Source organism: Ferrimonas pelagia (assembly GCF_039543565.1).
Taxonomy (GTDB): domain Bacteria; phylum Pseudomonadota; class Gammaproteobacteria; order Enterobacterales; family Shewanellaceae; genus Ferrimonas; species Ferrimonas pelagia.
Window position 1 is genome coordinate 54,279 of record NZ_BAABJZ010000096.1, and the last position, 13,083, is coordinate 67,361.

The 13,083-nt window shown below is 56.8% G+C and carries 13 protein-coding genes; 2 read left to right on the forward strand and 11 right to left on the reverse strand.

Annotated elements, in window-relative coordinates; all coding sequences use genetic code 11:
• Positions 1-42: 42 nt before the first annotated feature.
• The gene (gene rsmF / locus ABEA08_RS16340; RefSeq protein WP_345336441.1) at positions 43-1,452 is read left to right on the forward strand and encodes a 16S rRNA (cytosine(1407)-C(5))-methyltransferase RsmF; all 1,410 of its coding nucleotides are present in this window, start codon (positions 43-45) and stop codon (positions 1,450-1,452) included.
• Between the two features lie 187 nt (positions 1,453-1,639).
• Here the strand turns inward: rsmF and ABEA08_RS16345 are convergent, their stop codons facing one another.
• Genes ABEA08_RS16345 through apbC form a run of 9 tightly spaced genes read right to left on the reverse strand, consistent with a single transcriptional unit; the run spans position 1,640 to position 8,569 of the window.
• Positions 1,640-2,404 (reverse strand): TatD family hydrolase, encoded by a 765-nt coding sequence (locus tag ABEA08_RS16345; protein ID WP_345336442.1) that lies wholly within the window; start codon positions 2,402-2,404, stop codon positions 1,640-1,642.
• 60 nt (positions 2,405-2,464) lie between these two features.
• Entirely contained in the window at positions 2,465-2,791 is a 327-nt protein-coding gene (locus ABEA08_RS16350; protein ID WP_345336443.1) for a PilZ domain-containing protein, read from the reverse strand.
• A gap of 26 nt (positions 2,792-2,817) precedes the next feature.
• Positions 2,818-3,708, reverse strand: coding sequence for a DNA polymerase III subunit delta' (gene holB / locus ABEA08_RS16355; protein ID WP_345336459.1), 891 nt, complete (start codon positions 3,706-3,708; stop codon positions 2,818-2,820).
• Positions 3,708-4,328, reverse strand: coding sequence for a dTMP kinase (tmk, locus tag ABEA08_RS16360; protein ID WP_345336444.1), 621 nt, complete (start codon positions 4,326-4,328; stop codon positions 3,708-3,710). Before tmk ends, holB begins: the two co-directional genes overlap by 1 nt.
• On the reverse strand, positions 4,325-5,341 hold the full coding sequence (mltG, locus tag ABEA08_RS16365) for an endolytic transglycosylase MltG (protein WP_345336445.1): 1,017 nt from the start codon (positions 5,339-5,341) through the stop codon (positions 4,325-4,327). Before mltG ends, tmk begins: the two co-directional genes overlap by 4 nt.
• Positions 5,332-6,144, reverse strand: coding sequence for an aminodeoxychorismate lyase (gene pabC / locus ABEA08_RS16370; RefSeq protein ID WP_345336446.1), 813 nt, complete (start codon positions 6,142-6,144; stop codon positions 5,332-5,334). The genes mltG and pabC overlap by 10 nt, the downstream gene beginning before the upstream one ends.
• Positions 6,144-6,728, reverse strand: a complete 585-nt coding sequence (dcd, locus tag ABEA08_RS16375) for a dCTP deaminase (protein WP_345336447.1) — start codon at positions 6,726-6,728, stop codon at positions 6,144-6,146. Before dcd ends, pabC begins: the two co-directional genes overlap by 1 nt.
• 29 nt (positions 6,729-6,757) lie before the next feature.
• Complete coding sequence (gene udk / locus ABEA08_RS16380) at positions 6,758-7,402, reverse strand: uridine kinase (protein ID WP_345336448.1); 645 nt, start codon at positions 7,400-7,402, stop codon at positions 6,758-6,760.
• Positions 7,403-7,456: 54 nt separating this feature from the next.
• On the reverse strand, positions 7,457-8,569 hold the full coding sequence (apbC, locus tag ABEA08_RS16385; protein WP_425557377.1) for an iron-sulfur cluster carrier protein ApbC: 1,113 nt from the start codon (positions 8,567-8,569) through the stop codon (positions 7,457-7,459).
• Positions 8,570-8,749: 180 nt separating this feature from the next.
• On the opposite strand from apbC, the gene metG reads away from it, so the two are divergent.
• A complete protein-coding gene (gene metG / locus ABEA08_RS16390; protein WP_345336449.1) occupies positions 8,750-10,804 on the forward strand; it encodes a methionine--tRNA ligase in 2,055 nt (684 codons plus the stop codon).
• 55 nt (positions 10,805-10,859) lie between these two features.
• On the opposite strand, the gene ABEA08_RS16395 is transcribed toward metG, so the two are convergent.
• Positions 10,860-10,994, reverse strand: a complete 135-nt coding sequence (locus ABEA08_RS16395) for a hypothetical protein (protein ID WP_345336450.1) — start codon at positions 10,992-10,994, stop codon at positions 10,860-10,862.
• Positions 10,995-11,183: 189 nt separating this feature from the next.
• Complete coding sequence (locus tag ABEA08_RS16400) at positions 11,184-12,974, reverse strand: acyl-CoA dehydrogenase C-terminal domain-containing protein (protein ID WP_345336451.1); 1,791 nt, start codon at positions 12,972-12,974, stop codon at positions 11,184-11,186.
• Positions 12,975-13,083: the final 109 nt, after the last annotated feature.

Consider the following 13,083-nt stretch of genomic DNA (forward strand, 5'->3'; position numbering starts at 1 on the left):
TATGCTATAGTTGCCGCCGATTTTTCCCTCAGGAACCGTACTATGGTCCAGTTTCCGCAGGCATTTCTCGACAGCATCGAGGCCATCTTACCTGCCCACCTCAATCTTGACGACTTTGTCGCCATCAGTCAGCAGCCGTTGCGCCGCGCGATCCGGGTCAATACCCTGAAGATCAGCGTGGCAGAATTTGAGCAAGGCATGACCGCCCAAGGCTGGCGCCTGACCCCAGTGCCTTGGTGCGCGCAAGGATTTTGGCTGGATCGGGACAACGATGATAATCAACTGGGTAATACCCCAGAGCATTTGGCGGGCTTGTATTACATCCAGGAAGCGTCGTCGATGATGCCGCCCACCGCGTTATTTGCGCTGGCCAACGCACCACAACACGTACTCGATGTTGCATCGGCACCCGGCTCGAAGACCTCGCAGATGGCCGCGTTGATGGGCAATGAGGGGGTGTTGATCGCCAACGAATACTCCTCGAGCCGGATCAAGAGTCTGCACGCCAACATGCAGCGCTTGGGGATCCGCAATGTTTCACTGACCCACTTCGACGGCAAGGTCTTCGGCCCGACCCTGCCCGAACAGTTTGACGCCATCCTGCTGGATGCGCCCTGCTCGGGCGAAGGCACGGTTCGCAAAGATCCCGACGCGATGAACAATTGGAGCATGGAAGCGATCCACAGCATCGCCGACGTGCAAAAGTCCCTGATCGACTCGGCCTTTGCCGCCCTCAAGCCGGGCGGTGTCATGGTCTACTCCACCTGTACCTTGTTGTCAGAAGAAAACCAAGCGATCTGTTGGTACCTCAAGCAGCAGTTCCCGGAGCAGGTAGAGTTTATCTCCTTAGCCGAGCTGTTCCCCGGTGCCGAGCGTGCCTGCACCGAAGAGGGGTTTCTCCATATCTGGCCTCAAATCTACGACTCAGAAGGGTTCTTTGTCGCGGCGATCCGCAAAACCGGATCGATCGATACCGAGCATAAACCGCCGCACCTAAGAGCCTTTCCGTTTGCCCACGCCAAACGAAAGCAGATCGCGGAATTGTCCGAATACTTCGACAGCCAACTTGGCCTGACTCTGCCTGCCGGGCAGATCATGGAGCGCGAGAACACACTGTGGTGGTTCCCCGAGGGGTTAGAACAATACATCGGCAAGATCCGCATGAACCGATTGGGGATCCGACTGGCTGAGGTGCACAAGCACGGCTTTAAGACGCAACATGAAGCCATCATGTCATTGCCGCTGGCCAGCAACAAAACGGCTCAGTTGGATCGCGAGCAAGCCACCCAATATCTGATGGGCCGGGACGTGATCATGAATAACCCCGGCGCCAAGGGTGAGGTGATCGTGACCTTCGACGGCCATCCGCTGGGCCTGGCGAAATGGGTCAAGAACAAGCTGAAAAACGGCCTGCCTCGTGAATTGGTCCGGGACAAGATCAGCGTCTGCTGAACCAGCCTCATTCTGGTTGAGCGAACCCAAAGCAAAAAAGGTGCATAAATTGCACCTTTTTTTAAACCTCGGCTACACTTGCGTGATATCACCGCAGCGAAACTTCAATCCTTCACTGCAGTGGCACTTCCCCTAAGCCTGTGACATCGGAATGGTTGCGGGCTTTTTTTTGTCCGCAAAACGCCGCTTACGCCAGCTTAAACAACCGATGGAAGTTGGCGCCAGTGGCTGTCACCAATTCGTCGAAACGCACCTGCTTGAGATCCGCCACATATTGAGCCACCTCATGCACGTACGCAGGTTGGTTCGTCTTGCCGCGGTATGGCATTGGTGCCAGATAAGGCGCATCGGTCTCAACCAGCAAGCGATCCAGTGGGATCTTTCGCACCACGTCACGGAGCGCTTCGGCATTACGAAAGGTGACGATCCCTGAGATGGAGATATGCAGGCCCAGATCCAGCGCGGCCTTAGCCATCTCCCAGTTCTCGGTGAAGCAGTGCAGTACCCCGTGCTCGGCCCCGCACTCGCGCAGGATCCCGATGGTGTCTTCACGGGCATCACGGGTATGGATGATCAAAGGCTTATCCAACTGACGGGACAGTTCGATGTGATCAGAAAAGGCCTGCTGCTGGGCCGCTACCGTGTCTTTGCTGTAGTAGTAGTCCAAGCCGGTTTCGCCCAGTGCGACCACCTTAGGATCCGCCGCCTCTTGCGCCAACCACTGACGGTCGTAGCCATCCTTCACATCAAGTGGGTGGATCCCGCAGGAGATCACCACATCATCGAAAGGCGCAGCCAAAGCCTTCATACGCGGGTAGCCAGACTGACTGACTGAGACACACAGCATCTTCTCGACACCGCGGGCACGGGCCCGATCCAAGATGGGGGCAAGCTGTTGGGGATCATCGCCTTCGATCAGGCGATCCAGATGACAATGGGAGTCAATAAGCACAAGTAGTCGTCCGCTGTTTTTCACTAAGCGGCACAGGGTAAACCCAATCGGATCCAGGATCTACATGGTTGAGGTCAATTGCTCAGAACTCAGCTCACCAACCAGTAACTGCTCGATGCGCGGCTTATGGGGATTGTCTTCGATACGAAAGCCCAAGCCCACACCCGGTGGCCGGCCGCCTTGGGATCCCAGCGGGTTGCACCACACGACGACCCCTTCAAACGTCAACCATTCATCCGAGTCCGGCAGCGTATAGCGTGCGGTCAAGATCTCCCCTAATGGGTACTCTTTACTGCTAACAAAGAACAAACCACCGTGGCGAATAAAGGGCATGTACGCCCGATATAGCTGCGCCGTCGTATCGAATTGAGCTTCAAGCACTACCATAGACATCCCTGCATTGGCTCGGCTAACTACCGATGTAACTGACTTAAAAGTCGCTGAAAAATGGCAGCGAGATTGACACCAGACTGACGCTCTAACCACTGGATCTGCGTCATGATCTGCGGCATTACCGCATAATAACGCGCCATTCGCTCAGGTTCGAGCCGTATGGCCCCTAACAACTCAAAGTACAGCACTTTTAATAACATAGCGCCACTTTCTGCCGGAATAGCGGCCAACTTAGGTTCCAGCAACCCACTTTTCAAACTCTGGCGCCACCAACCGCGCCATTGCTTTATCTGATCGATCTCGCCGGTCTCAAGCCACTGTTTCAGCAGCACAGGGCCGCCGATCAACCGCTCCCAGTAGGGCCAGGTGCCCAGTCGCTGTCGCTCACCGCCAAGATACTGCTGTAACTGCTGCTCCGTTGCCGCAGGCACCTTCAGTCGCTGACAGCGGCTGGCGATGGTTGGGAGTAGTTGTTGCGGGCTGTGGGTCAGCAGCACCAGATAGACCCCGGGCATGGGCTCCTCCAAGGTCTTGAGCAACGCATTCGCTGCCGCCCCATTCATCCGCTGTGCATGATGGATCAGCACCACGCGGGCGCCCCCTTGGTGCGCCGTGCCGGTCAACTGACTGATCAGTGCACGCACCGCATCGACCTTGATCTGGCTCCCATCCGGTTCAAGATCGATCCGATCCGGATGATGACCACTGGCCAGCAGGGTACAGCTGCGACAGTGGCCACAACCCGTCCCCTGCTCACAAAGCAGCGCCGCAGCCATCTGCTCAGCAAGCTCACGCTTGCCCAGCCCCGCCATACCGTGCAGCAACACGGCATGACCCAGCCGACCGCTTTGCCGACTCTGCAGCCATTGCTGCCAGGCGCCATGCAACCAAGGCAACTCCTGCAACATCATCACAGATGGCGCTCCAAACACGCACAGATCGCGCGATGCACATCGGCCATCGGCTGCGAGGCGTCAATGGAGACAATGCTGTCTACCTTATCGGCAGCCGCCAGATAGGTTTCCCGAGCCCGAAGGAAGAAGTCGATCTGCTCCTGCTCGATGCGATCCAACGCCCCCCGCTGACGGGCACGCTCTAGGCCAACTGCGGGATCGATATCCAGATACAGGGTCAGATCCGGTGCAAACGTGCCTAAGGTGATCTGCGCCAATGACGCCACCTGCGCTGACAGACCACGTCCGCCCCCTTGATACGCTTGCGAGCTAAGATCGTGTCGATCCCCCAGCACTACGGCGCCCCGGGCCAACGCTGGCTTGATCACGGTTTCAACCAACTGCGCACGGCAAGCGTAGACCATCAGCAGCTCTGTCATCGGTGCCATGGCTTCTTGCCGTGGTGCTTTCCAGATCTCTCGGATCTCCTCCGCCAGCGGCGTACCGCCCGGCTCTCGGGTGTTGACGATCTCTCGCCCAGGAAAGCGTTGTGCCAACCAATCGTTGACCAAGGCCACAGCGCTGCTCTTACCCGCGCCTTCCAGCCCCTCAATGACGATAAATGTGCCGTTACTCATGATCTCTTATTTCTGATATAGCGGTTCACTGCGTTGTTGTGCTCACGCAATGTCCGGGAAAATTGATGCGTTCCGTCCCCTTTAGAAACGAAATACAGATAATCGCTGTCGGCCGGATGTGCGGCCGCCTCGAGCGAAGCCAACGATGGGTTGGCGATCGGGGTCGGCGTTAAGCCGTGCATCCGGTAAGTGTTATAAGCGGTGGGCGTATCCAGGTGCTTGCGGGTGATCCGCCCCTGATAATCCTCAGCGCCATATATCACGGTCGGATCCGTTTGCAGCCGCATGCCTTGGCGCAGGCGATTAACGAACACCGCACTGACCAGATCGCGTTCATGCGGCGCACCGGTCTCCTTTTCGATGATCGAGGCGAGGATCAACAACTCATACGCGTTCTTGAGCGGCAACCCTTCTGAGCGCTCATCCCAGATCCGGACCAATTCCTGCTCCATTCGGCGATAGGCCCTTAACAGCACTTCGCTGTCTTTGGTGCCATCGGTAAAGGCATAGGTATCCGGAAACAGCCAGCCCTCAGGGTTACTTTGCTCAACCGCCAATAGGGCCTGCAGATCGGTCACCCCATCGAGTGTGGCTTCGATCCTAGGGTGCTGCTGCAACTGGGTTAACCAGTCGGCAACCGTTCCGCCTTCAACCAGAGTGATCTGAAACTGCATCTCGTCGCCACTCACCAGCAGCGACAACGCGTCACGAACGCTCATCTCTGAGCTCAGCTGATAGGTGCCCGCTTTGATCGCCGTAAGCTCAGGCTCAAGCCGCAAACCCAATCGCAGCCACAGGGTCGAGTCCACCCAGCCCGCCTGCTGCCAACGCGCCAGCAAGCCACCAACCGACTGGCCATTGGCCAAACTGACTTCCTGCTCCCCCTCCATCGCCAAGGGCGACGCCATCGCCTGTTGGATCTGATAGTAGCTGTAACCTGTCACTGTCATTCCCGCAGTGATCCCCAGGCTTCCTGCCCATACCAATCCCTTCATCCAGGCTTTTAACGCCATAACGCTCCCGCATTAATAATATGTTGTGTCGTTGCCATGCTCGGCAGTGCCTGTCCATTCAAGCAACGAACGGGCAAAACACCCATCAAACAGTTACTGATGAACAACTCCTCACATGCCGCCAGTTGGCCAACCGAGATAGGCTCGATGACCACCCGATAGCCAAGCTGGGGCAACAGGATCAGCAGATGCTGACGCATCACCCCCGCCACCCCTGCGCTGTGCAAGGGCGGTGTCACAATGCGGTCCGCCAGCACCATAAACAGGTTACCGGCACACGCCTCGATCACCGCGCCGTGTTGATCCAAAACGACCAGATCGTCCACAGACCGTTGTGCACACTCCTGCTTGAGCAAAACCTGTTCGGTTCGTCCTAGGGTTTTCAATCCAACCAAAGGCCCACCAACAGCCAATCGGATCCGTGCCACTGCGAGAGCCACACCGGTTTGCTGTTGTCGAGCATAAAGCGAAGGGAAGGCGTTCAAGGAAAGAATGCGGCGCGGCGTCGCCCAGCATTGACCAGCATAGCCCCGGCCCGCGCTGCCCCGGGTCAAGGTTAGGCGCAAACACGCCAGAGCCTGATCATGCACGGCATGGTGGATCTCACGCTCCAGCTCAGCCCAGTCCGGCTCAGCTAAAAATAGCCGCTCACATGCCTGCGCCAAGCGGGCTTGATGCAGCGGCCAAAGCACCACCGCACCATGGCGTACCAACATGGTCGTGAAATGACCGTCCGCCAATGTTAAACCACGATCATCCGCCGCAACCGTATGCTGGCGCTGACCGTCAACCCAGATCGCCATTAACCGTCCTGACTGATCCGGCTGGCGATCGCACCGTCCTGGCCTCGGTACTTGGCATCGGAGCGTTTGCTGTAGGGCTTGGCACAGTCATGATTGAGCACCTCAAAATTCAACGCCCCAATAGGCATGCCTGGACGCAGCGCCAACGGCAACTTACCGGAATTGAAAAACTCCAGCACGATATTGCCAGACCAGCCGGGATCGATCCTGTGTGCCGTCACATGCACCATCAAACCTAACCGGGCTAACGAGGAACGTCCATCCAACCACCCCACCACATTGGCTGGTAGGGTCACCGACTCATGGGTGATCCCCAGCGCCAGCTCACCAGGGTGCAAAAAGAACGCCTTATCATCGTCAATAACGATCTCGTCGCTCATCACGTTTTCCAGCGCGGATTGCACCTCTTCGCGGGGGCCGGACAGATCGATAAAGGGGGCGGTGTGATCCTGAAACACCCGAAATTTGCGGCCCAGCGCGACATCCACGCTCACACCGCTGATCTTGTCGGAGCCCGGGCGGGGCTCCATGATGATCTTGTCTTGATCCAGGTATTGCTCAATCTCGATATCGGTCAGGCGCATCCATTAATCCTGTTGTTATTGATGTTATTTTATTCGCCATGCATCAGCTGGCGGATCTTGGCCTTTAGGATATCAATGGCGATGCGGTTCTTACCACCACGAGGGACGATAATATCCGCGTGCTGCTTGGAAGGATCGATAAATTGCAGGAACATCGGCCGAACCGTGCTCTGGTATTGATCGATCACCGATTCCATTGATCGGCCGCGCTCTTCCACATCGCGGGTCAAGCGACGAATAAAGCAGATATCTAACGGTGTATCCATAAAGATCGACGCGTGCATCTGCTCACGTAACTTCGGCTCTGTCAGCAGCAAGATCCCCTCCAGGATGATCACCTTCTTCGGCGACACCGGCAGGGTTTCCTTCATGCGCGTATGTTCGACGTAGCTGTAGGTCGGAACCTGGACGGTCTTACCCGCTTTCAGCTCGATCAGGTGCTGACACAGCAGCTCATGATCCAACGCACTGGGGTGGTCATAGTTCGTTTGAACCCGCTCTTCCATGGTGAGGTGGGACTGATCCTTGTAATACGCATCCTCATTGATCACCTCGATCTGATCCGTACCCAGATCGCGACGCAGTTCCTTGTAGATGGTGCGGGCGATAAGGCTCTTGCCTGAGGCGGAGGCACCGGCGATACCGATGATGACGCATTGCTCTTTTGTGGTCATAGTGCTTAGGATCTCAACACAGAGTTTAGGGCTAAAACAGGGACCCAGGTCCCCTTATTCCAGGGTGATCTCGATCGCCAGAGACTGGGGCTCTGACTGACGGATCAACGCCGCTGCGGTCTTGCGCGCAATGGCTTTATAGGCTTGAGCGATCTCACCGTCCGGCTCGGCAACGACACTGGGATGGCCATTATCGACCCCCTCGCGTACCGTCACATTCAGTGGCAATTCGCCCAAAAGCGGCACATTGTAACGCTTCGCCGTTTCTAGTCCACCACCGTGTCCAAATGGATGTTCCTTGCTGCCACATTGATTACAGACGTGATAGCTCATATTTTCCACGATCCCGAGCACCGGAATGTTCACCTTATTAAACATGGTGATCCCTTTACGCGCATCCGCGGTCGCGATCTCCTGCGGTGTGGTGACAATCACCGCGCCCGACACCGGCACCTTCTGTGACAGGGTCAGTTGGATATCCCCGGTGCCCGGCGGCATATCGATCACCAAGTAGTCCAGCTCGGGCCACTGGGTTTCATTCACCAACTGCACCAGCGCACCGGCGGCCATCGGGCCACGCCAAACCGCCGCATTGTCTTCGGTCACCATAAAGCCCATCGACATGGCCGATACGCCATGCGCAAACGCCGGCTCCATCGTCTTGCCGTCTCGACTGACCGGACGAAAGTCCTGGCAGCCCAACATGATCGGCACGGACGGACCGTAGATATCCGCATCCAGCACACCCACCCGCGCGCCTTCGGCGGCCAACGCCAACGCCAGGTTCACCGCGGTGGTCGACTTACCCACGCCCCCTTTGCCGGAGCCCACGGCGATGACGTTACGAACATTGGCGATCGGCGCGATGCCGCCCACCCGGATCTCAGGCACTGCGAGGCCCAGCTCACACTCCACCTCATCGATCCCCGGCAGCTCCGCCAGCGCCTGAGTCAAACTCATCACCCGCTCGCGATACTGGCTCTGACACGGGTATGGCACGACCAATCCAACCTGCAGGCAGGTCCCATCAAGGGCCAAAGCGCGAACCATGCCGGCGCTGATCAGATCCTGCTCCAGCTCCAGATCCTGAATTTGCCCTAATCGCTGCAGCACCTGGCTCGATAGTGGCTCTTTAAGCGCATTGCGGATCGCATTTACATTGTCTATCTGGTTCACAAACCGAGTCCCTTTTGTTCAGTTGGCCACAGTGTATCAGAACCGGTCGCTAAACAGAGTCCCTAAGCTGGCGACAAAGCGTGCGGCTGAGCGCTTGTATGGATGAAAAAGCCCCCTGCTTCGGTTAGACTTGCGCCTTTACTCCGCACCAAATATAAGTATCGAGAGACGATGGCAGCCGAAAGCAGAAAAATTCTGGTGACCAGCGCGTTACCTTACGCCAATGGTCCAATCCACCTGGGTCATATGCTGGAGTACATCCAGACCGACATCTGGGTGCGCTTCCAAAAACTTCGTGGCAATGCGTGCACCTATGTGTGTGCCGATGACACCCACGGAACCCCGATCATGCTCAAAGCCCAACAGCTGGGCATGACGCCAGAAGAGATGATCGCCCAGGTTGCTACCGAGCACAAAGCCGACTTCGCAGACTTCATGGTCGAGTTTGATAACTATCACTCAACCCACTCTGATGAGAACCGTCAATGGGCCAGTGAGGTTTACACCCGCCTGAAAGACAGTGGCTACATCACCACTAAGGTGATCGAGCAGCTGTACGATCCAGAAAAAGGCATGTTCCTGCCGGATCGCTTCGTCAAGGGCACCTGTCCGAAGTGCAAGACCGACGATCAGTACGGCGACAACTGCGAAAACTGCGGTACCACCTACAGCCCAACCGAGCTTATCGATCCTAAGTCGGTCGTATCCGGTGCGACCCCAGTATTGAAAGAGTCCGAGCACTTTTTCTTTGACCTGCCTCAGTTTGAGACCACGCTACAAAGCTGGATCACCTCCGGCTCACTGCAGCAGGAAGTGGCCAACAAGATGAAAGAGTGGATCGAAGGCGGCCTGCGTCAGTGGGATATCTCCCGCGATGCGCCCTACTTCGGTTTCGAGATCCCAGGTACCGACGGCAAGAAATTCTTCTACGTCTGGCTGGATGCACCGATCGGCTACATGGGCGCCTTCCAGCACCTGTGTAACAGCCGGGACGATCTCAACTTTGACGACTACTGGGGCAAAGACGCTGACGCCGAGCTGTACCACTTCATCGGTAAAGACATCATCTACTTCCACAGCCTGTTCTGGCCAGCCATGCTGGAAGGGGCACAGCTGCGCAAGCCGACCAATGTCTTCGCCCACGGCTACGTCACGGTCAACGGTGAGAAGATGTCCAAGTCTCGCGGTACCTTTATCAAGGCCCGCACCTACCTGGACAACCTCCACCCGGAATACCTGCGTTACTACTACGCCGCCAAGCTGAACGACAAGATCGTCGACATCGATCTTAACCTGGAAGACTTTGCCCTGCGGGTGAACTCCGACATGGTCGGCAAGCTGGTCAACATCGCCTCTCGCACCGCCGGTTTCATCACCAAGCGCTTCGACGGCAAACTGGCCGATGGCATCGACAACCCTGAGTTATTAGCGGAGTTCCAAGCCGCCAAAGACGCCATCGCTGCGCAATATGAAGGCCGCGAATTTGGCAAAGCGATCCGTGAGATCATGGCACTGGCAGACAAAGCCAACGCCTACATTGCGGAGATGGCACCTTGGTCACTGGCCAAACAGGAAGGCATGGAGCAAAAGACCCACGAAGTCTGCTCCATGGGCATTCACCTGTTCAAGATCCTGATGACCTACCTCAAGCCCGTGCTGCCAGAGATGTCCGCCAACGTCGAGCAGTTCCTCAACACCGAGTTGACCTGGAACAGCATCGACACCGTGCTGACCGGTGCCGAGATCAACAAGTTCAAAGCGTTGATCCAGCGTATTGAACCGGCCAAGATCGAAGCCATCGTCGAGCAAACCAAAGCGGAAGTGGCGGCTGAGCAAGCCAAGCTGGCACCGGCTATCGAGCTGGAGCAAAACGACGAATTGGAGAAAGATCCTATCGCCGAGACCATCAGCTTCGATGAGTTCGCCAAGGTTGATCTGCGTGTCGCGCGCATTGCCAAAGCCGAGCATGTCGATGGAGCTAAGAAGCTGCTGCAATTGACGCTGGATCTGGGCGGCGAAACCCGCAACGTGTTCGCGGGGATCAAATCCGCCTACCAGCCGGAAGATCTGGAAGGCAAACTGACCGTGATGGTGGCTAACTTGGCCCCACGTAAGATGAAATTTGGTCTGTCAGAAGGGATGGTTCTGGCCGCAGGTCCTGGCGGTAAAGAGATCCACATCCTTAACCCGGATGACGGCGCCAAACCAGGCCAACGCATCATGTAAGCCAAAGGCTGACAAACGAAACCGGAGCATGCGCTCCGGTTTTTTTATCTTGTCGTTACTGCTGTCGAGACTCTTGCGTTACCGTCCTTTCCACTTCACCCCGCTCCAATAGCCGTTCCGTCATATGCTGCTTAGACCAAAGCGCCGCCACTGCGATCAGTAGAAGCACCATCCATAGCTTGTTTTTCATTCTTTTTTGCCTTCATCGATCCGCTTATTGGAAAGACAACCCCGTCTCTCATCAAGGATCGGCGACAAAGACGATCAAGATCTTTAAACCAACGCCAGCCAAAAACCTGAACCGGTCCGGCTCCACTCAAAACGAAGCCGGCCCAACCTGTCGTCGGGTTTGGCGCTCACTGAGCCGGCGGAGATCAGACTAAAAAGCCGCGTCATCAAACTCAACGATCCCGCCGCTCGCGCGCGCCACTTGCTGACGCAGGCTCACCGCCTGCACTGCCCAATAATCCATGAAGAACTGCGCAGTTTGCAGCTTGTTGCGATAGAACGCCTCATCGGTCGAGCCGTCGTCCAGCTTAGCCTGCGCCGTGATCGCCATACGCGACCACATCCAGGCCAATGCCGTGATCCCCATCAACTGCAGATAGGGCATAGAGGCGGCACCGAGCAGATCCGGTGTGGATCCAGCACGCTCAGCTAGGTATGCCGTTGCCCGCTGCAACTCGCTGGCCGCCCCGGCCAGACCTTGTAGGATCGGCCCGACGGAGCCATCGCCGCTATGGGCTTGCAGCAACTGCTTCACCTCTGTCGACCAGGCCTCCAACGCCGCACCGTTGTCCGCTAAGATCTTACGACCGAGCAGATCCAGCGCCTGCACGCCATTGGTGCCCTCATAGATCATGGCGATACGGCTATCGCGAACGAACTGCTCCATACCCCATTCATGGATATAGCCATGGCCGCCAAAAACCTGCTGTGCATCGACGCAGGCTTTAAAGCCTTGATCCGTCACAAAGCCCTTCACCACTGGGGTAAAGAGCGCCGCCAACTTGGCCGCACCTTGACGCTGCTGTGGCTCGCTGTGCCGCTCCGCTTCATCGAGCCACAACGCCTGTTGTCCGATCAGCGCCCGTGCTCCCTCATTAAACGCCTTCTGCGCCAGCAGCATGCGCCGAACATCCCCATGCACTAACAGTGGATCCGCCGCCTGCTGCGGGTACCTTGTGCCACCCAGTGCCCGCCCCTGAAGACGGTCTTGGGCGTAAGCCAATGCATTTTGGTAGGCGATCTCAGACACCCCGAGGCCCTGCACACCAACGCCGAGCCGGGCTTGGTTCATCATGGTAAACATCGCGCGCAAGCCTTGATGCGGCGCCCCAACCAACTCACCGATGGCACCGTCAAACGTCATTACACAGGTCGCGTTGCCGTGGATCCCCATCTTATGTTCGAGACTGGCCGCGGCTAGATGATTCGCTGCGCCCAACGATCCGTCCTCATTAACCATGAATTTCGGCACCGCAAACAACGAGATCCCCTTCACACCCGCTGGCGCATCCGGCAGGCGCGCCAATACCAGGTGGACAATGTTGTCTGCCAGATCATGATCCCCCGAGGAGATAAAGATCTTCTCCCCCGTGATAGCAAAATAGCCTTCTTCAACGGGCACCGCCTTGGTGCGCAGTAGCGCGAGATCCGTCCCGGCATGGGATTCCGTCAGGTTCATGGTCCCGGTCCATTCACCGCTGACCAGCTTATTGAGGTACTTTTGTTTGAGCCTATCGCTGCCATGGGCATGGATCGCGGAATAAGCGCCGTGGGTCAGTCCCGGATACATGGCAAACGCCATATTGGTCGCGGTTTGCATCTCGGTGGCGAAGATCCCCACCACCTCTGGCAACCCCTGTCCGCCGAACTCGGGATCGCAGATCAGTGTCCCCCAGCCGCTCTCAACGTATTGCTGATAGGCTGCTTTAAAGCCGCTGGGCGTGACAACCTTGCCATCCTGCAAGCTGCACCCCTGCTGATCACCGGTTTGATTAAGAGGCAACATGATCTCGCGAGTAAACTGCGCGACCCCTTGTAAGATGGCGTCAACCAACTCGTGATCAAACTGATCAAAGCCCGCCAGTTCGTTGCGCTGATAGATCCCCAGCAGATCCTGTAAAACAAACTGATAGTCCCGCAGCGGTGCTTGGTAGCTCGGCATAACGTCATCCTTTTCTTTACTCGAATGGTCAGTGCTCTGACCAGTTACCCATATCAATACTCAACTGCATTGGTGGACTCAAGACCTATGGACAAAAAGACAGCAAGCC

Bases quoted from the DNA above. Each gene is read 5' to 3' on its own strand.
- dcd (WP_345336447.1), bottom strand. From the start codon at position 6,728: ATGCGCCTGACCGATATCGAGATTGAGCAATACCTGGATCAAGACAAG.
- tmk (WP_345336444.1), bottom strand. From the start codon at position 4,328: ATGAGTAACGGCACATTTATCGTCATTGAGGGGCTGGAAGGCGCGGGT.
- mltG (WP_345336445.1), bottom strand. From the start codon at position 5,341: ATGGCGTTAAAAGCCTGGATGAAGGGATTGGTATGGGCAGGAAGCCTG.
- udk (WP_345336448.1), bottom strand. From the start codon at position 7,402: ATGACCACAAAAGAGCAATGCGTCATCATCGGTATCGCCGGTGCCTCC.
- metG (WP_345336449.1), top strand. From the start codon at position 8,750: ATGGCAGCCGAAAGCAGAAAAATTCTGGTGACCAGCGCGTTACCTTAC.
- ABEA08_RS16400 (WP_345336451.1), bottom strand. From the start codon at position 12,974: ATGCCGAGCTACCAAGCACCGCTGCGGGACTATCAGTTTGTTTTACAG.
- rsmF (WP_345336441.1), top strand. From the start codon at position 43: ATGGTCCAGTTTCCGCAGGCATTTCTCGACAGCATCGAGGCCATCTTA.
- holB (WP_345336459.1), bottom strand. From the start codon at position 3,708: ATGATGTTGCAGGAGTTGCCTTGGTTGCATGGCGCCTGGCAGCAATGG.
- pabC (WP_345336446.1), bottom strand. From the start codon at position 6,144: ATGGCGATCTGGGTTGACGGTCAGCGCCAGCATACGGTTGCGGCGGAT.
- ABEA08_RS16395 (WP_345336450.1), bottom strand. From the start codon at position 10,994: ATGAAAAACAAGCTATGGATGGTGCTTCTACTGATCGCAGTGGCGGCG.
- ABEA08_RS16350 (WP_345336443.1), bottom strand. From the start codon at position 2,791: ATGGTAGTGCTTGAAGCTCAATTCGATACGACGGCGCAGCTATATCGG.